The sequence below is a fragment of the Saccharothrix coeruleofusca genome, assembly GCF_017876325.1.
In the GTDB taxonomy this organism is placed as follows: domain Bacteria; phylum Actinomycetota; class Actinomycetes; order Mycobacteriales; family Pseudonocardiaceae; genus Actinosynnema; species Actinosynnema coeruleofuscum.
The window spans coordinates 7269962-7287390 of sequence record NZ_JAGINV010000001.1; the positions used below are offsets into that span (position 1 = coordinate 7269962).

General features: G+C 74.0%; 17 protein-coding genes. 4 read left to right on the forward strand and 13 right to left on the reverse strand.

Features of this window, described 5'->3' with window-relative positions; genetic code table 11:
* Positions 1-37 precede the first annotated feature (37 nt).
* From JOF41_RS33785 to JOF41_RS33805, 5 genes are all read right to left on the reverse strand, one after another.
* Positions 38-427, reverse strand: coding sequence for a hypothetical protein (locus JOF41_RS33785; protein ID WP_189221050.1), 390 nt, complete (start codon positions 425-427; stop codon positions 38-40).
* Positions 427-3195 carry an FtsK/SpoIIIE domain-containing protein gene (locus JOF41_RS33790; RefSeq protein WP_209623761.1) on the reverse strand — a complete coding sequence of 923 codons (2769 nt, stop codon included), beginning with the start codon at positions 3193-3195 and terminating at the stop codon, positions 427-429. The genes JOF41_RS33785 and JOF41_RS33790 overlap by 1 nt, the downstream gene beginning before the upstream one ends.
* Before the next feature lies 1 nt (position 3196).
* Complete coding sequence (locus JOF41_RS33795; RefSeq protein WP_189221048.1) at positions 3197-3448, reverse strand: hypothetical protein; 252 nt, start codon at positions 3446-3448, stop codon at positions 3197-3199.
* A 1-nt stretch (position 3449) separates the two neighbouring features.
* Positions 3450-3710 (reverse strand): hypothetical protein, encoded by a 261-nt coding sequence (locus JOF41_RS33800; RefSeq protein ID WP_189221047.1) that lies wholly within the window; start codon positions 3708-3710, stop codon positions 3450-3452.
* 150 nt (positions 3711-3860) lie between these two features.
* A complete protein-coding gene (locus JOF41_RS33805) occupies positions 3861-4769 on the reverse strand; it encodes a hypothetical protein (protein ID WP_209623762.1) in 909 nt (302 codons plus the stop codon).
* A 480-nt stretch (positions 4770-5249) separates the two neighbouring features.
* Between JOF41_RS33805 and JOF41_RS33810 the strand changes: the two genes are divergently transcribed.
* Both JOF41_RS33810 and JOF41_RS33815 read left to right on the forward strand, forming a co-directional pair.
* Entirely contained in the window at positions 5250-5984 is a 735-nt protein-coding gene (locus tag JOF41_RS33810; protein WP_189221045.1) for an ESX secretion-associated protein EspG, read from the forward strand.
* Positions 5985-6017: 33 nt separating this feature from the next.
* The gene (locus tag JOF41_RS33815) at positions 6018-6764 is read left to right on the forward strand and encodes an SDR family NAD(P)-dependent oxidoreductase (protein ID WP_209623763.1); all 747 of its coding nucleotides are present in this window, start codon (positions 6018-6020) and stop codon (positions 6762-6764) included.
* Positions 6765-6798: 34 nt separating this feature from the next.
* Here the strand turns inward: JOF41_RS33815 and JOF41_RS33820 are convergent, their stop codons facing one another.
* The 4 genes from JOF41_RS33820 to JOF41_RS33835 form a co-directional block, all read right to left on the reverse strand.
* Complete coding sequence (locus tag JOF41_RS33820) at positions 6799-7590, reverse strand: alpha/beta fold hydrolase (RefSeq protein ID WP_189221043.1); 792 nt, start codon at positions 7588-7590, stop codon at positions 6799-6801.
* Positions 7591-8226 carry a DUF4232 domain-containing protein gene (locus JOF41_RS33825; protein WP_209623764.1) on the reverse strand — a complete coding sequence of 212 codons (636 nt, stop codon included), beginning with the start codon at positions 8224-8226 and terminating at the stop codon, positions 7591-7593.
* A gap of 106 nt (positions 8227-8332) precedes the next feature.
* Positions 8333-9397 (reverse strand): gamma-glutamylcyclotransferase family protein, encoded by a 1065-nt coding sequence (locus tag JOF41_RS33830; protein WP_189221041.1) that lies wholly within the window; start codon positions 9395-9397, stop codon positions 8333-8335.
* A 153-nt stretch (positions 9398-9550) separates the two neighbouring features.
* Positions 9551-9925: a winged helix-turn-helix transcriptional regulator gene (locus JOF41_RS33835; protein WP_189221040.1), complete on the reverse strand. Its 375-nt coding sequence runs from the start codon at positions 9923-9925 to the stop codon at positions 9551-9553.
* A 95-nt stretch (positions 9926-10020) separates the two neighbouring features.
* On the opposite strand from JOF41_RS33835, the gene JOF41_RS33840 reads away from it, so the two are divergent.
* Positions 10021-10833, forward strand: coding sequence for an SDR family oxidoreductase (locus JOF41_RS33840; protein ID WP_209623765.1), 813 nt, complete (start codon positions 10021-10023; stop codon positions 10831-10833).
* An 8-nt stretch (positions 10834-10841) separates the two neighbouring features.
* Here JOF41_RS33840 and JOF41_RS33845 read toward each other — a convergent pair whose 3' ends face one another.
* The 4 genes from JOF41_RS33845 to JOF41_RS33860 form a co-directional block, all read right to left on the reverse strand.
* Positions 10842-11669, reverse strand: coding sequence for a PhzF family phenazine biosynthesis protein (locus JOF41_RS33845; protein WP_209623766.1), 828 nt, complete (start codon positions 11667-11669; stop codon positions 10842-10844).
* A gap of 46 nt (positions 11670-11715) precedes the next feature.
* A complete protein-coding gene (locus tag JOF41_RS33850) occupies positions 11716-13086 on the reverse strand; it encodes a hypothetical protein (protein WP_209623767.1) in 1371 nt (456 codons plus the stop codon).
* Complete coding sequence (locus tag JOF41_RS33855; protein WP_189221703.1) at positions 13083-14891, reverse strand: dynamin family protein; 1809 nt, start codon at positions 14889-14891, stop codon at positions 13083-13085. The genes JOF41_RS33850 and JOF41_RS33855 overlap by 4 nt, the downstream gene beginning before the upstream one ends.
* A gap of 94 nt (positions 14892-14985) precedes the next feature.
* Positions 14986-15891: an IniB N-terminal domain-containing protein gene (locus JOF41_RS33860; RefSeq protein ID WP_209623768.1), complete on the reverse strand. Its 906-nt coding sequence runs from the start codon at positions 15889-15891 to the stop codon at positions 14986-14988.
* 247 nt (positions 15892-16138) lie between these two features.
* Here JOF41_RS33860 and JOF41_RS33865 point away from each other — a divergent pair, with 247 nt between their 5' ends.
* The gene (locus tag JOF41_RS33865) at positions 16139-17422 is read left to right on the forward strand and encodes an Hsp70 family protein (protein ID WP_189221035.1); all 1284 of its coding nucleotides are present in this window, start codon (positions 16139-16141) and stop codon (positions 17420-17422) included.
* Positions 17423-17429: the final 7 nt, after the last annotated feature.

Below are 17429 nucleotides of genomic sequence, written 5' to 3' on the forward strand. Positions count from 1 at the left end.
CCTCGGTTCGCGGTGTCCGAACGCTCGGCTCGCGGGGTCAGGGCTTGCGGCGCAGCAGGGAGCGCTTCTGCAGCGCCTCCTCCAGGGCGTGGAAGGCGGCGTCCATCGCGGCGTTGTACTCCTGCTGGGGGCGGGGCGGCACGGCCTCGTCCGGGGTGGGGCGCGAGCCGATGGAGGTCCACCGCTCGTCCCACAGCGCCTTCACCGCCGCCTCCCAGTACTGCTCCACGTCCGCCTTGACCGCCTTCTCCTGCTCCAGCGCGGCGGCCATGCGCTCCTGGGACTCCGCCAGCCGCTCCAGCAGCTGCCGGACCACGGCGCGGTCCCGCGCCCGCATCCGCTCCACGGACTCGCCCACCATGGCGATGGTCTCCTTGTACCGCTCGACCGCGGACGGCTGGTGCGGGTCGGCGCTGTGCTGGCCCATCACGACTCCTCCCCGGTGTCGAACGGGATGAGCACCTGCGGCCGGGAGTGCTCGAACCGGTCGAAGAACAGCCCCCGGCGCGGCCTCGGCGACCACGCCATGACCTGCTCCGGCCCGAACGACAGCAGCTCCTTGCCCTGCACGTCGAAGGCGACCCACGCGCCGATGTCGTCGTACACGCCCGGCGGCAGGCTGTTCTTCAGCCGCTGCACGCCGCGCCACCAGCCGATCACGTGGGTGCGGTGCTCCGGCCCGTGCTTGAGCACGGTGCGCAGGTGGTCCAGGCCGGACGTGCGCGTCGCCGGGTCCTTCTCCTCCAGCGCCGTGTGCGCCGCGTCCACCGCGTAGATCACGACGTAGTGCGGTTGCGGGGCGGCGAGCGCGCTGGTGGCCGCCGCCCTGAGCTGCTGCGCGGTCTCGCCGAGCAGCCCCCTGATCCCCTCCAGGCCCAGCAGGTTCGCCTCGTGGTCTGTGTTGCGCAGCTGCTTGACCAGGCGGTCGGCGTGCGGCTGGGCGTCCTCGGCCAGGCAGATCACGGTGAACCTGGCCGCCGTGGGCTCGTGCTGGCGGGCCAGCGACAGCGCCGCGCTGCCCAGCACCCCCGCGGCGTCCTCGGCCAGCGAGCCCAGCACCGCGATGTTGCGGCCCGGCGTGCGGGGGAAGCGGACCCCGGCCGCGCTGCCCGCCACGTCGATCACCTGGCCCAGCAGCACGGTCGGGTTGACCTCCCCGGCGCGCAGCGCCCGGAAGTCCGGCAGCGCCCGCAGCGCGGGCACCCGGCCGCCGTCGAACAGCACCGGTTCGGGCAGGTCCGAGGGCCTGCGCCGGAACAGCTCCGCCTGCAGCACGTCGAAGGTGCCCCGGCGGGTCGCGTCCGGGATGCGGGCGACCTCGTTGCCCGGCCGCACCCCCGACTCGTGGTTGACCACCGCGTGCCAGCGCGGCAGCTCCACCGCCGCGTCGTTGTGCGGCTCGGCCAGCACCCGGCGCGCCTTGGGCAGCGCGATCCGCACGGTGAACTGCTCGAAGATCGCCGACTTGCCCCAGAAGCCCTCGATGCCCGCCACGTCCTGGCTGCACAGCACCAGGTGGATGCCCTGCGAGCGGCCCCGCCGGGCCACGTCCTCCAGCAGCTGGGTGGCCTGCTGGGTGACCTGGTCGCGCTCGCCGAACAGGTACTGGAACTCGTCGACCACCGCGACGATGCGCGGCCACCGGCCCTCCGGGTCCTCCTCGCGCAGCTGCTCCAGCTTGGTGACCTCGTGCTGCTTGGCCGCGTCCGCGCGCCTGCGCATCTCGTCGGACAGGAACTTCAGCAGCGCCACGCCGAACTCGCGGTCGGTGTTGACGTTCACCCCGACCAGCCGCGCGTGCGGCAGCCACGTCGGGTCCTTGCGGCCCGGCGCGAACTGGGCGAACGACACGCCCTCCTTGAAGTCCAGCAGGTACAGCTCCAGCTCGTCCGGCGAGTACCGGGCGGCCAGCCCGCCGAGCATGGCGTAGAGGAAGTTCGTCTTGCCCGACCCGCTCGGCCCGCCCACCAGCGCGTGCGGCGAGGTGTCGCCCAGCGCCACGTGCACCGGCTCGCCGTCGTGGTAGCCGACCGGGGTGACCACGCCCGCGGCCGAGCTCTCGGTCCACAGGTGCTCGGGCAGCAGGTCGTCGAACGCGCCGAACCGGGTGCGCCGCTCCTCGCGCTTGTCCGCGATCACCGCGCACGCCCTGGGCACCTGGGCGCGCGGCAGCGGCGGGTCCAGCGCCACCGCCACGTGCTTGCCGGTCATCGTGCAGCTCGCGCTCTGGTCGGCGTGCACGGTCACCGTCTCCACCGGCGAGTTCACCGTGATCGGGATGTCGACGATGAACAGCTGCACGCCCGCCGCCAAGCCGTTGCGGGCCACCCGCTGCAACTGCTGCTGGTGCTCCTCGCGCAGCGGCTGCCGGTTGCCGAACAGCACCGCGACGTGCCACGGCTCGGTGCGCCTGCCGCCCGCGCTGACCGCGCGCACCGACTGGTGGCCCTCGACCAGCACCCCGGTGTGCACCCGGCGGATGTGGTCGGACAGCTCGTCGAGCATCTCGTGCAGCCGCGCCGGGTCGTGCACGGTGAGCAGGCCCGCGCGGGTCAGCGGGTACAGGCCGGGCAGCGAGCCGGTGAGCTGGCTGACGTCCCACACGTGCACGTGCACCAGACCGGGCTGGAAGTGGCTGAGCACCCGCAGCAGCAGGTTCTCCACCAGCGCCTCGGCCGTCGCGCGGCTGTCCGGCACCGACGCCACGTGCAGGTGGGCCTGGTCCAGCAGCGGGACCGCCACCGGGAACCGCTGGGGCTCGGGCGCCGTGCGCACCACGCCCGTGCCGATGCGCCACAGCTCCGGCACGCCCTCGCTGCCGTCGGCGGTGCCCGCGCTGCCCAGCCACGCCTCGGGCGGCCAGGACGCCGGGCCGTCCGCCACTTCGCCCACCAGGGCGGTCAGCTGGTCCGGGCCGTGCTCGGACCACTCGCGGAACGCCTCCACCCGGTCGATCAGCGCGCTCGCCAGCCGCGCGTCGAACAGGGGCTTGGCCAGCGCCCCGGCCAGCGCCGGGTCCTCCAGCGCCCGGTCGACGCCGTCGCCGCGCAGGATGACCTCGAACATGTCGCGGGCCCGCTCCTCGGCCAGCCGGTGGTGCTCGCGCGCGGCGTTGCCCAGCGCGGCGGCCACCGAGCGGCGGAACTCCTCCAGGGCGGCCTGGACCTTCCTCCGGCGTTCGTCGCGCCTGCTCACGTCAGAGCTCCGCGGTCAACCGCTGGACCAGGTCCAGGCTGCGCACGATCAGCTCCAGCTGAGCGGCGAAGCCCTCCTTGGCCTTGAGGAAACCGGGCGGCACCAGCGCGTCCTGGTGGTTGGCGTCGGCCTCCGCCAGCACCTCCAGCGCGTCGTCCAGCGCGCTCTCCGCCTCCCGCACGCTGCGGTAGGCGTCCCGCAGGAACTCGCAGCTCTGCTCCAGGGCGAGCTTGACCTCCGCGACCGACGTCACGCTAGAGCCTCGAATTGATGCTCTCGGCCTGCGAGATGCCCGCGCCGAGGAACTTCTGCAAGTCGTTGACGCCGCTGACCACCTCGGCGAACTGGGCGTTGGCCTGCTCCACGTCGGACTGGACGCTGCCCTGGGTGGCCGTGTTGAGCAGCGCCTGCGCGTCCTCGGCGAGGTCGGCGGCCTGCTGCAGCGCGGCGGCGCTCTGGCCCGCCTTCTCGATGGCTTGGGCGATCGCGGCACGGACCTCTTCGATGCTGGCCATGTCGAATCCCGTCTCCCTCTGAACCGCCCCCGCGCTTATGGTTACCCAGCCGCGCGTTGAACTTCTGCCCAAAAATTCACAGTTTAAGAGTGCCCGCCGCTGGTGGAGTGTATTGCAAGTCCACCCTTTTGGGTTAGAGCGCGCGAACGCTCACTCGGGCTCCGTCCACACCAATGCCGAAGTCGGCGTCGCGTTGAGTTCCAATGCGGTGACCCCCGTTATCGGGGGTGGTGTCGCTGACCAGCGGACCGTGGCCGATTCGCCCGACCACTCCGGCGCGGACCACCCCGAACGGCCCAGCGAGGACACTGCGTCGAGTAGCACCGACGTGGTCGACCCCACACTCATCCCGAGGTCGAAGTGCACGCTCAGTAGGTGCCCGAGGGGAGCCACACGGGTGATCTTGCCATCCCGACCCACCCGGCTGGCTACCGCCCGCGCCTGCCACTCGGCCCCGGCGGGCCGGTCCGCCGCCACGTCCACCCGCAGAAGCAGCCGAACGGTCGAGTCCGGATCGGGCGTCAGCGCGGGTTCGGGCCCCGGTTCGGGTTCGGGTTCGGGGACCGGTTCGGGGGCCTGCGGGGGTTCGGGCGGGGGTTCGGGCGCGGGTTCCGGCTCCGGCTCCGGCTCCGGCTCGGGTGCCGCCCCGACGTCGCGCCGGTAGGGGTCGCCCCCGGCCCACGCCTCGACCAGCAGCCGCTCCGCGCCGGGCACCAGCCCGTCCAGCAGCGCCGGGTCCTCGATCACCGCCCACGCGGCGGGCGGGTCGCAGGCGATCCGCGGCAGGGGGAAGTCGTCGCCGAGCGCCCGGACGAACCCGCGCACGGCCATGGCCAGCGCGCCCGCGCTGTGCCGGGCGGCGTCACCGGTGGTCGGCTCGCCGCTGGTCCGGCTGATGGTGACCGACCAGCAGCCGGGCTCCTCGTCCGAGCAGTCGCGGGCCTGGAGGACCGACCCGCCTACCCGCCGCAGCAACCCGGCGCAGGCGGTCAGCGCCTGCCGCTCGTCGTCGGCCGCGACCACCAGTGTGATCAACAGCTCCAGGTCATCTCCAGCCATCGCGGGGCGATTGTCCACCAGGCGGGTCCTGCCCCGGCACGCGCTCCCACCAGGCCGGGCGGGCGGCGGCCGCGCGAATCACCCGAAGGATTTTCGCAGTGCGGTTCATTCGGTTACCCGATGGTGGCCGGAGAGTCGCCCTGGTTTCCTCGGAGCGACCGGGAGAAGATATCCCGGAATGGTTGCCGTGTCGCTCCGGTGAACCATTCGGAGGTGTTGAACAATAGCCGTGGAATGGGTGGGCATCGGCGGCGGTCCGGATCATCCGGCCTGATCACGTGCGTGCCCGGCGGGCGGGCGGCGTTCGGGGCGGGCGCATCCGGTCGCGCTGCCGCGCCCGCACCGACTGTTGCCGCAACCTTGCGGGAACAGCGGGCAAAGGCGTCGGAAATCGCCCTTTTGCGGGTTTCCGGGGGTAGGGGTGGGGGTGCGCGGGCAACGACACGGCGAATTCGCGCGCGTCCGGCCGGTGGCCGACCGGTGACCGGCCACACCGTGCTGTGGTCCCCGGTCCGGCTGTCCCCGGTCGAGCTGGCGGTGTGCTGGTCGCACCTGGGCCTGGGCGCGCTGCCGCGGGTGCTCGACCCGGCCGCAGTCCAGCCGCGCGATTCGGTCCGCGAGGTGCTGACCGGGCTGCGCGGGCGCGGCGTCGCACCGCGGGGCGGTCAGCTGGAGCGGCAACTGCGCACGCTGGCGGGGGGCGAGTGCCGGATCGACTCGTGGCAGTTCCTGGACGAGCCGGTGCGGCTGCGGGCGGCGCTGTCGGGGCCGGTCGGCGTGCTGGCCGTGCTGCGGGCCGACCACGCCGTGCTGGTCAGCGTCCCGCACTACGCCGTGCCCGGCCAGCTGCTGGCCGGGCTGGCCCCGGTCGACCCGGCGCCGCTGCCGCCGGTCAGCGTGCGCGCCACCGCGCTGGACGAAGCCGACCGCGACCACCTCGCCGCGGCGCTGGCCGCGCGGGGCGAACCCCGGTCCGCCGCCGAGCGGTGCGCGCGGGCGCTGCGCGACGCGGGCCACCACGGCCGGTTCGCGGTCACCGCGGGCGGGCGGCGCTCCGGGCGCGTGGTCGCCTTCCACGACACCGGGCTCGGCAGGCTGCTGGTGCTGCGCGGACCCGACCGGACCACCTGCCTGCCCGCGGACCGGGCCGCCGTCGCCGCCGCGATCGCCGAGCTGGTCGACGAGACCCGCGGCAGCACCGAACCACTGGCTTGACCTTGAGCAGGTCCAGCGGTGTTGAGTGGAGCCATGACGAACCACCTGCAAGGCAAGGTCGCCCTCGTCACCGGCGCGTCGTCGGGCATCGGCGAGGCCACGGCGGTCGCGCTGGCCCGCGCGGGGGCCGCCGTCGCCATCGCGGCGCGGCGGGTCGAGCGGCTCAAGGCGCTGGAGGAGCGGCTGACCGAAGAGGGCGCCCGCGTGCTGCCCGTCGAGCTGGACGTGACCGACGAGGCCGCCTGCCGGGCGGCGGTCCAGCGCGTCGCCGACACCTACGGCGGGCTGGACGTGCTGGTCAACAACGCGGGCGTGATGCTGCTGGGCAAGATCGAGGGCGCGGACACCACCGACTGGACCCGCATGGTCTCGACCAACCTGCTCGGGGTGATGTACCTGACCCACGCCGCGCTGCCGCACCTGCTGGAGCGCCGGGGCGCGGTGGTGCAGGTGTCCTCCACCGCGGGCCGGGTGGTGCGGGCGGGCGGGGGCGTCTACAACGCCACCAAGTTCGGGCTCAACGCCTTCAGCGAGTCGCTGCGCCTGGAGGTCACCCAGCGCGGCGTGCGCGTCATCGTGGTCGAGCCCGGCGTGGTCGCCACCGAGCTGCGCGACCACATCACCGACCAGGAGGCCAAGGCCAACATGGAGCGCACCGCGGCGGCCATGCGGCAGCTCCAGCCCGAGGACGTCGCGGCGGCCGTGGTGTACGCGGTGACCCAGCCCGAGCACGTCGCGGTCAACGAGATCCTGGTGCGGCCAACCGACCAGGGCTGGTGAGGGGCGAGGGGCGGCGGCCCGGCGGGACCGCCGCTCAGCCCAGCTCCAGCACCCGCCGCACGAACTCGACCACGTCGGCGAGCACCTCGTCCCGGTTGGTCTCGTTGAACACCTCGTGCCGCGCGCCGGGGTACACCCGCTCCTCGAACAGCAGCCCGCGCAGCCGATCGGTGCCGGTGCGCGTGTCGGCCAGCGGAACCAGCTCGTCGGCGTCGCCGTGCAGCCACAGCGTGGGCAGGTCCTCCAGGGCGGGCCCGTAGTTGACCTCCTCCAGCGCCCGCTCCAGCGCCTCCAGCGTGGCGCGCTGGAACGGTCCGTGCCAGACCAGCGGGTCGGCGGCGTAGCCCCTGACCACCTCGGGGTCGCGGGAGAGCAGCTTCGGGTCGATGGACTCGTCCGGGATCTCCGGCTCGGACAGCAGGTCCAAGCCCTGCCAGGTGCCCAGCACCGGCGCGGAGAGCACCAGCGCGGCCAGCCGCTCGCGGTGCTCCTGCGCGTACTTGGCGGCGACCAGGCCGCCCACGGAGTGTCCGATGAGGACGATCGGCAGGTCGGAGGCGGCCGAGCTGATCGCCGCGTCCACGTCGGCCACCAGGCCGTCGACGTCGGTGATCAGCGCGCGGGGCCCCTCCGAGCCGCCGTGGCCCGCCTGGTCGGCGGCCACCACCAGGGCGCCCGCCGCGACGAGGGCCTCGGCCACGTGGCCGTACCGGCCCGAGTGCTCGCCGTACCCGTGCACCAGCACGGCGAGCCACGTGGCCTCCAGGTTGGGCCAGGTGCGGACCGCGAGTTCCCCCGAGTGGCCGGGGACGTTGGACTCGATCACCTAAGCAGCGTAGAACGCGCTGATGTAGATCTTCCCGCCGCCGCACACCGGCCCCAGGCCCCAGTTCAGCCGCATCGGCTCGGTCTCGTCGGGCGGGACCGCCGCGGCGCTGGGGGCCTCCGGCTCGCACGGCCGGTCCACCGGCTCGTCGCCGGTGGCCACGACGGTCCAGTGCAGGTTCGCCACGGCGGTGCCGCCGGGGGGCAGGGTCACCGCGGAGGGGCCGGGGTCGGCGGTGCGCTCCAGCTGGGTCGGCACCTGGCTGCCGTCGGCGGCCAGCAGTTGCAGGCCGCTGTAGCCGTTGAGGGTGCACGGGCCGGCGCCGGTGTTCGTGACCAGCAGCTTGCCGTAGCGGTTGCCCGCCCCGGCGTCGGTGGGCTCGACCCTGCCGTCGAGCACCGCCGCCGAGCAGCGGCCGGGGTCCGTCGCCGCCGGGGGCGCGGCCGAGGAGGGCGGGGGAGGTGGCGTGCCCGCCGCTGTGCCCGCCGCTGTGCCAGCCTGCGACGTCGATGACGACGTGGCGGGCGGTGACGCCGTGGTCGACAGGGCGGTCTGGTCGGCTGCCGTCTGGGCATCGCCGCACGCGGTGAGCGAAGCCGCGAGAACACCGCACGCGACGAGCGTCCGTCGCCTCATGTCCACCTCCTGGTCGGGCCTGTGGTCTCCCGTGGTCTACCCAGAGGACGTGCCCGCGCGACGACCGGTTGGGTGGGGTGGACAGGATTTCACTTGATCGGGGGTATCACGGTCGCTTTTCGACCCAGCCCCGCGCGAGCACCGGCATCCCGGTCACCTCGGCGGCCCACAGGTAGGTCCAGCACACCCGGCCGTCCGGCAGCGTGACGCGAACCCGCCGGTACTCAGGGCCTTCGTACTCGTCGAGCACGGGCAGCGCCGCCTCGGGCGTCTCCAGCCGCAGCAGGTGCCCCGGCACGCCCGCGCCGTCGCCGCCGGGGCGCAGCGCCGGGTAACCCAGGCCGGTGTCGTGCAGCACGCCCGGCAACATCACCCGTTCGGGCTCGCCCGAGGTGAACGGCTCCACCAGGGACCACGCGCTCAGGCCGGGCTGGAGCGTGCCGTAGACGAAGAGCCGGTCCGGCCAGTCGTCCGGTGACGGGGCGCCGCGCACCGGCGACACGTCCAGGCCGTCGGTGAGCGCGGCCCGGCCCGCCAGCCTGCGCGCGCCCCGCTGGTCCACCTCGGCGCACCGCACCGGCCGCCCGCCGGACAGCAGCGGCATCCGCCGGGAGCCCGCCCCGGTGTAGGCCAGCACGGAGTCGATCACCCCGCCGTTGAACAACGTCACCCGACCGGTGTGCAACCGCACCAGTTGGTAGCGCAGCCCCCGGCCCTCGCACCGGTCCAGCACGCGCAGCTGCTCGGCGGTGGCGAACCAGACCGCGTGCTCCTCCTCGACGCCGGGCGCGGCGGCCAGCGTGGCGGGCCGCTGCCCGTCGGTCTTGCGCAGGCCGGCGGCCCACACCGCGGCGATGCCCTCGCAGCGGGCGCGCAGCACCACGGCGGGGCCGGGCAGGCCCAGCTCCTCGCGCAGCCACGTCACCTTGGCGGGGTTGGCGTTGGACCCGTAGGCCAGCACCGGCATCCGGCCCGCCAGCGGCGGCTCGCCGTGCCGGGCCAGCCACTCGTCCAGGTCCACCCCGTCGGGGGCGACCCGCCACCCCGAGTCGGCGCCGGGGTCCGGGGTGACCGGCCACCCCGCCCCGTCCAGGTGCACGAAGCAGTGCCCCGGCCGGGCTCCCGGATAGGGCTCCGCCGGGTGCCGGTCGTCGGTGAACGGCTGCGTCATCCCTTCATTCTGGCAAAGCTCACAGGGAATTCACCTTTTGCCGGACCGACCCCTTCGGCAACCCCTCCGATCTGTGGGCGGTCCGAGTCGGGTCAGCTCAGGAGAAATTGCCCAATTCGGCCCAGCAAAGCTCGGAGGGGTCCATGTGACCTGTCACACGTTCGCCATGCGCCGGTCGTCGTACTCCCGCTGCGCCGCCAGCAGGGTCGGCAGGTTCTGCTCGATCCACTCGAACATGCCCTTGATCCGCAGGGCGATCTGCCTGCCCGGCTCGGTGAGGGAGTAGTCCACGTGCGGCGGGATCACCGGGTGCACCACGCGCCGCACCAGCCCGTCGCGCTCCAGCGCCTGCAGCGTCTGGGCCAGCATCTTCTCGCTCACCCCGCGCACCTCGCGGCGCAGCGCGGAGAACCGCAGGGTGCCCTCCAGCAGCTTGCCCAGCACCAGGCTGCCCCACCGGCCGGTCACGTGGTCGGCGATCACGCGGGAGGGGCAGTTGTGGTCGTACACGTCACCTGTCAGGGCCATGAAGGGCAGCCTAGCTGGATGCTTTCGTATTCGTAAGTACCCCACTTCAAGGTGGGTACTTACGAATAGTGAGCGGTTTTCCTAACGTGTCCGCCATGACCACGTTGATCACCGGCGCGACCGGCCACCTCGGCTCCCTGATCGTCGAGCACGTCCTGAACCGCATCCCGGCCGCCGAACTGGCCGTCTCGGTGCGCGACCCGGAGAAGGCGAGCGCGCTCGCCGCGCGGGGGGTGGACGTGCGGCACGGCGACTTCACCCGCCCCGAAACCCTCCGCACTGCCTTCGCGGGCGTGGACAAGCTCGTGCTCGTCTCCATCGACGGCCCCGACGAGGAGCGCGTGGAAGCCCACCGGGCCGCCGTCGCCGCCGCGAAGGAAGCGGGCGTGTCCTTCATCGCCTACACCAGCGTCACCGACGCCGACACCTCCCCGCTGATCCTGGCCAAGGTCCACAAGGCGACCGAGGAGGCCATCAGCGCCACCGGCATCCCGCACGCCTTCCTGCGCAACGGCATGTACCACGAGAACTACACGCCCGCGCTGGCCCAGGGCGCGCTGGTGCACGCGGCCGGTGACGGCCGGATCGCCAGCGCCTCCCGCGACGACCTCGCCGAGGCGGCGGCCGTCGTGATCACCTCCGACGGCCACGACAACGCCACCTACGAGCTGACCGGGCCCACCGCCTGGAGCTTCGCGGAACTGGCCGAGCTGGGCGGCGTCGAGCACCGCGCGATCACGCCGCAGGAGCGGCAGGCCCAGCTGGCCTCCTTCGGGCTGCCGGAGTTCCTCGCGGAACTGCTGGCCGACATCGAGGCCAACATCGCCAAGGGCGTGCTGTCGGAGGTCCGCCCCGACCTGGAGAAGCTCCTGGGCCGCACCCCCAGGAGCATCCAGCAGGCTCTGTAGGGGCGGGGTCAGAGGCGGACGGCGGAGCCGGAGACGCGGGCGCGGGGGTCGTCGGGGGAGACCTCCACCAGCAGGAGGCTGGGCCGGCCCATGTCCTCGCCCTGGTGCAGGGTGATCGCCCTCGGCCGGTCCACCAGGCCCAGCTCCCGCAGGTAGCCCGCGAACGCGGCGGCGGCCGAGCCGGTGGCGGGGTCCTCGACCACGCCACCGACCGGGAACGGGTCGCGCGCGTCGAACACGTCCTCGGCCCGCTGGAAGAGCAGCTGCGCGGTCACCGCGTCGCGCTCCCGCAGCAGGTCGGCCAGCGCGTCGAAGTCGTAGTCCAGGTCGGCCAGCCGCTGCCTGGTCCCGGCCACCACGACCAGGTGGTGCGACCCGCCGAACGCCCAGTGCACCGGGTAGCGCGGGTCGAGGTCGTCGGCGGACCAGCCCAGCGCCCGCAGCGCCCGCGCCACGTCCTCCTCGGAGGCGGCGCGGGAGGAGGTCGCCACGCTGGTCAGCGTGGCCCGGCCCGCCGCCGCCGCCACCTCCACCTCGCCCGCGCGGGTGGCGAACCGCACCACGCCGGACCCGCCCAGCGCCACCGCCGCCGCCACGGTGGCGTGCCCGCAGAACGGCACCTCCACCAGCGGGCTGAAGTACCGCACGCCGAACGCGCGCGGGTCGTCGGTGGGGAGCAGGAACGCGGTCTCGGAGTAGCCCACCGATGCGGCCAGCGAGAGCATGTCCTCGTCGGCCAGGCCGGTGGCGTCGAGGACCACCCCGGCGGGGTTGCCTCCCGCCGGGTCGGTGGTGAACGCCGCGTAGCGGAGCACTTCGGTCGTGCGCTCGGTCATGCGCACAGCCTGACCGGCGCGGTCGGCCGAGTCCAGGAGTCGGGCGTCACGCCAGCGCCGCGAGCATCCCCTCGCAGCTGCGCACGACCACCTCCGCCGCGCGCCGCTGCGCCTGGTCCAGCGCCGGGTTGGCGGCCTGCTCGCGCCAGCGCCCCAACGCCTCCAGCACGCCCTGCCGCGCCTCGCCGGGGGTGGGCTCGTGCTCCATCCCCAGCCGTGCGGGCAGGCTCGTGCCCAGCCCGCCGACCAGCCGCGCCGCCTCGGCGTCCAGCTCGGCGGGCAGCCGGGTCCGCCCGCCCTGCAGCGCCGCCAGCAGCCGCAGCTCCCGGAAGTCGTGCGCCGAGGCCAGCACCCGCTCCACCGCCGCGACCAGCGCCCGCGCGGCGGGCCGGGGTTCGGCGCGCAGCACCACGTCCAGGCCCAGCAGCGCCGAGCGCGCCTTGAGCACCTCGCGCCGCTCGGTGAAGTACTGCCCGATCGAGTCGCGCAGCTCGCCCAGGCCGCTGCGCTGCACCAGCTGCCCGGTCAGCTTGACCTGCGTGTCGAACCCCTGCCGCACCAGGGTGCTGGTCAGCCGCACGCCGAACAGCCCGAACCGGTCCAGCAGCCGCTGCCGCACCGGGGAGGCCAGCCGCACCGGGAAGTCCTCGCCGACGAACCGGTCCGCGGACAGCAGGTGGTCGTCCAGCTCCGCGCGCGGCAGCGAGGCCAGCGCCGCCAGCGCGGCGAACTCGTCGTCGCGCAGCGTCCGCGCGGCCACGGCGAGCAGCCCGGCGACCGCGACCACGTTCTGGCACAGCGGCCTGATCCGGGGCTCGCGCCGGTAGCGGCGGGCGATCTGCTTGGCCGAGGACAGCGCGTCGATCCGCCCGCCGCCGATCTCGTCGGCGCGCGCCAGCACCAGCACCGTGCCGACCGGGGTGGCCCGCGCGATGGGGTGGTCGTGGGCGGCCTGCAGGTAGTGCAGGTCGGCGGTGTGCAGGTGCCGGGTCAGGTACAGCACCGCGTCCGCCTCGCCGTAGACCTGCTCCACCGGCGCCCCCGAGGGCGCGTCGATCACCACCACGTCCCGCAGCGACCGCGACGGCCAGTCGACCACCACCCGGTCCGCCGTCGGGGCCTCCACGAACACCTTGCCGTCGCGGCGCACCACGGGCACCTCGTGCGGTCCGGCCTGGGCGCGCGGCTGCGGGCCGTCGCGGTACCAGGTGAACGCGGCGCGCGGCGCGAACTCCTCGCCGACCAGGGCACTGGCCACAGTGGACTTGCCCGCCAGCGGCGCGCCCGCGACGGCGACGCGCACCGGTTCGGCCAACCGCGCCAGGTGCCCGCGCAGCCACGCGGTCGCCCGAGGGCTGTCGCGGTAGACGCCGAGCGCCTCGGTGAGCAGGGCCTGGACCCGATCCTCCAGGTTCACGCGCTGATCCCCAGCGGCGGTTGGCCCGGCGCCGCCGCCAGTGCCTGGACCCGCTGGTAGAGCTGGACCAGCGCGTCCAGCTCGCGCTTGGCCTCCCTGGTGCGGCGCTCGCGCTCGGTGGCGTCGTCCTGGACCGCACGGCGGGCGCTGCGGGCGGACTCCAGCAGCGTCTCCTGCATCTCCTCGGCCAGCGTGCTGAAGTGGTTGCGCAGGCTGCGCTGGATGTGCCGGGCGGCGTCCCGGCAATCCTTGCTGAACTTGACGAAGAAGTCGTCCACGTGCCGCTGCGCGGCCTGGCGGGCGGCGGCCTGGCGGCGCTTGAGCCGCTGGTCGCCCTCGTCCATGATGGACTTGCCGCCGAACAGCGCCCCCGCCCCCAGCGAGATCGCGTTGATCAGCGGCATCCCGGCCAGGCTGGTGACCAGGCCGAACATCAGCAGGCCGCCGTAGGAGCCGCGCAGGCCGGTGAAGAACTTCTGGCTGATGCTGAACTTCTCGATCACCGGGCGGTCCATCTTGGACACCCGGTCCAGCACGTCGTCGGGGAACACCGACTCGGGCAGCAGGTCCTCGCGGTGCACCGGGAAGCTGCGGGCGACCTTCTCGGCCACCCACTCCGAGCGGTCCAGCAGCCAGGCGAAGTTGGTGGTGGCGGCTTCGGTGAGGTTGTCCTCCAGCCAGCGCTCGAACCGGTCCCAGCCCAGCATCGGGTCGGCGGTCTCGAAGGTCCGGTCCACCTCGCGCAGGATCTTGCGGGTGCGGTCGCGCAGGTCGTACTCGATGTCGGAGACCAGGTCGGCCATCTCGTCGGCGAGCACGGTCTGCCAGCGGGCGGAGCGGCGGCGCAGCTCGTCGACCCGGCGCTGGGCCTCGTGCAGCGCCGCGATGGTGTCCTGGGTGCCGCGCGAGCCCTGGCTGGACAGCTCCTCCCGCAGCGGCGCGACCAGCTGCTTGATGGCCGAGGCGGCGGCCACCGCGACGGTGCGGCGGGCCAGCACGTCGGCGGCGGCCACGATGTCCTGCTGCACGCACGCCAGCAGCTCGGGGAACCCCGACTCGGCGTTGAGCTCGCGGTCGCCGGTCTTGGCCGCGCGCAGCCGCAGCGCGGAGGAGACCGGGATGAGCTTGGCGGTGACGCCCGCCCGCGCCAGGTGGGCCCGGTTGCGCTCGACCACGCGCCGCCACTGCGCCGCGATGTCGATCTTGGTCAGCACCACGGTGACGTTCGGGCAGGAGGTCATCACCTGCTTGAGCAGCTCCAGCTCGGAGGCGGTCAGCTCGGTGGTCGCGTCGGAGACCATGAGCACCGCGTCGGCCTGGAGCAGGGCGGTGAACGTGCTCGCGGTGCGCGCCGAGCGCAGGTCGCCCACGCCGGGGGTGTCCACCAGCACCAGCCCGGAGGTCAGCAGGGCGCGGGGGATGCCGACCTCGGCGGCCAGCAGCTCGCCGGGGCGGCCCGCGCTGACCTGCTGGGCGACCTGGTCGATGGGCACCGGGATGCGCTCGGTGGGGGTGTTGGCGATGGAGACCCCGCGCACCAGCGCGGCGGAGGGCGTCTCGGCGTGCTGCACGAAGGTGGGGACGGTGGTGGTGACGTCGTCGCCCACGGCGCACACCGGGGCGTTGATCATCGCGTTGACGAGCTGGCTCTTGCCCTGCTTGGCCTCACCGACGACCAGCACCCGCAGCTTGGGGTCGAGCTGGCTGGCCCGCTTCTCGCGCAGCCGGGCGGCCAGGTCGGGTCTGTTGTGCGCGGCGCAAGCCCTGATCGTGTCGTCGAGCACGTCGAGCCAAGGCGCAGACATCACCCGAAAGAGTGTGCCTGCTGACCGTCCGTGGTGAAAGGGGAGGGCCCGCCCGTCCGGTGGACGAGCGGGCCCTCCCGAGGCTCGACCGAGCTCAGAACAGCAGGTCGTCCACGCCGAGCGAGTCGACGACCGGGACGTCCAGCGCGTCCACCTTGCCGGTGACGTGACCCACCACGTCGTCCACGCCGGTGTGGTTGGCGACCTCGGCCACGGTGTCCACCACGGGCGCCACCGGCGCCGCGGAGGTCACCTCGGTCACGTGGGAGGTCACGTGGGAGGTGACGTGGGAGGTGACGTGGCCCAGGGTCTGGTCCACGCCCAGGTTGCCGGTGAGGTCACCGGTCACGCCGTCGACCACGCCGTTGAGCGTGTCGACCGTGCCGAACACGTGGCTGGTCAGGCCCTCCGTGCCGGGCAGCGGACCGGTGACCCCACCAACGGAGGCGACCGCGCCGTGGGCGGCGGCGGTCGCCGTGTCGGCGAGGTCGTCGACCTGGCCGGTGGTGGTGTGCAGCGTGCCGTCCAGGGTGTCGGTCACGTCGCCCACCGCGGAGAAGTCCCCCGCGACGGTGGCGTCCACCGAGGCCACCGCGTCGACCAGGCCCCAGCTGGACAGGCCGCCGAAGGCGTCCAGCCCGTTCGCGTCGGCGGTGAGCGCGCCCGCCACCGCGAGGTTCACGTCGGACGTGCTCGGCACGCCCGCGAGGGACAGCTGCTGGGCCACGGCCTGGAGCTGGGTGATGGCGCCCGCGGTGCCGTCCTCCACCACGTCCAGCGGCAGGTCGTTGAGCACGACGCCGTCGAGGGCGGGCAGGCCCGCGGTCGGCGCGTAGTCCAGGACCAGCGGGATGACCTCCTGCACGTCCAGGGCGCTGATGTCGCTCAGGCCCGCCGCGGCCAGCGAGCCCTCGGCGTCGACCTGGAACGCCTCCAGCGCCTTGGGGTCGCTGAGCAGCTCGAGGACGAAGTCGTGCAGCGTGTTGGGGCTGGTGCCCATGTGGAAACTCTCCTGGTCAGATGGGGCGCGGGTGCCAGGCCGGCAGGGGTGGCCCGGCGGGTTGGTCCCAACGTACGGAGAGTGGCGGACCGGGCCATCGGGGATTGCTCCCAGTAGATGCCGAAACCACGTTGGGGTGGTTCTCGTTCACTCCCTAGGGGATTAGGGGCTGAAGTTGTGACCCCCCGATCCCGCGTGTAGGTAGTGGGAGCCCTACTGCGAACAGGTGACCGAAGGAGGCTCCGAGTTGCCGTACGTCCTCGGGGTCGACGTGGGCACCACGCGCACCGCGGCGGCCGTGTGCAGGCTCGGCGGCGCCGGGCGGGCCGAGCCAGAGGTGGTCGGCCTCGGCGGACCGGGCGGCGGCGTGGCCTCGTTCCTGCAGCTCACCCCCGACGGCACGATCGCGGTGGGGGAGCCGGGCGACCCCCGCCGGACCGCCACCGGGTTCCTGCGCCGGGTCGGCGACGAGGTGCCGGTCGTGCTCGGCTCCGAGCTGTGCGCGCCCGAGGAGCTGACCGCCCTGATGGTCGCCTGGGTGGCCAGGCAGGTCGCCGACCGGGAGGGCGAGCGGGCCTCGCACGTCGTCCTGACTCACCCCCCTGGGTGGGGGCCGCACGCCAAGGGGCTGGTGCACGGGGCGCTGCGGGCGATGGGGCTGCCCGAGGTGACGCTGCTCGCCGAACCCCTCGCCGCCGCGGAGAACCACGTCTTCGCGCGCGGCCCGGCGAGCACGGTCGGCGTGTTCAGCATGGGCAGCCACGCCTTCAGCGCCGCGCTGGTGCGCCGCGCCCCCGACCGGGGCTTCGAGCTGCTGTCCTGGACCGAGGGCGTGGACCAGGACGCCGGGGCCGACTTCGACGACGCCGTGCTGTCCCACGTGCGCACCGAGCTCGGCCGCGCGCTGGGCGAGCTCGACGCCGAGGACCCGCGCGCGCTGAGCCTGCTCGCCCGGCTGCGGCGCGACTGCGAGGCCGCCAAGCGGGTGCTGTCCGGCACGCCGGAGACGGCCGTCCCGGTGCACCTGCCCACCGGACCGGTCGAGGTGGTGCTGACCAGGGCGCGGTTCGAGGAGCTGATCCGCCCCGCCGTCGAGCAGGCGGTGGAGTCCCTGCGGCGGACCTGCCGGGGCACCACCCCGGACGCGGTGGTCCTGGTCGGCGGCAGCGCCCGCATCCCGCTGATCGCCGCGTCCGTCCCCGGCCGGGTGGCGCTGGAGGCCGCCCCGGAGACCTCGGTGGTCAAGGGCGCCGCGCTGGCCGCCCGGCGGCTGCTGGTCGGCCCCGAGGACGAGCCCGAACCCGTGGAGACCTCCGTGCTCGCGCGCGGCGACGACCCGCGGCTGCGCTTCCCCGTGGGAGCGCTGGAGCTGGACGACGCGGAGATCGCCGCGCCGCCACCCCGCCCCCCGGTCGAGATCACCCCGCTGGACCTGCCCGAACGCCGCTCGGTCAAGCGCGTCGTGCGCGGCTTCGCGGTCAGCGGCCGGTCCCGCGGTTCCCGCTCCCCCGACGACGAGGACGGCCGTTGAGCCACCG

Coding starts and splice junctions, on each gene's coding strand:
- JOF41_RS33785 (WP_189221050.1), bottom strand. CDS start 427: ATGGGCCAGCACAGCGCCGACCCGCACCAGCCGTCCGCGGTCGAGCGG.
- JOF41_RS33800 (WP_189221047.1), bottom strand. CDS start 3,710: ATGGCCAGCATCGAAGAGGTCCGTGCCGCGATCGCCCAAGCCATCGAG.
- JOF41_RS33805 (WP_209623762.1), bottom strand. CDS start 4,769: ATGGCTGGAGATGACCTGGAGCTGTTGATCACACTGGTGGTCGCGGCC.
- JOF41_RS33815 (WP_209623763.1), top strand. CDS start 6,018: ATGACGAACCACCTGCAAGGCAAGGTCGCCCTCGTCACCGGCGCGTCG.
- JOF41_RS33825 (WP_209623764.1), bottom strand. CDS start 8,226: ATGAGGCGACGGACGCTCGTCGCGTGCGGTGTTCTCGCGGCTTCGCTC.
- JOF41_RS33830 (WP_189221041.1), bottom strand. CDS start 9,397: ATGACGCAGCCGTTCACCGACGACCGGCACCCGGCGGAGCCCTATCCG.
- JOF41_RS33835 (WP_189221040.1), bottom strand. CDS start 9,925: ATGGCCCTGACAGGTGACGTGTACGACCACAACTGCCCCTCCCGCGTG.
- JOF41_RS33840 (WP_209623765.1), top strand. CDS start 10,021: ATGACCACGTTGATCACCGGCGCGACCGGCCACCTCGGCTCCCTGATC.
- JOF41_RS33845 (WP_209623766.1), bottom strand. CDS start 11,669: ATGACCGAGCGCACGACCGAAGTGCTCCGCTACGCGGCGTTCACCACC.
- JOF41_RS33855 (WP_189221703.1), bottom strand. CDS start 14,891: ATGTCTGCGCCTTGGCTCGACGTGCTCGACGACACGATCAGGGCTTGC.
- JOF41_RS33860 (WP_209623768.1), bottom strand. CDS start 15,891: ATGGGCACCAGCCCCAACACGCTGCACGACTTCGTCCTCGAGCTGCTC.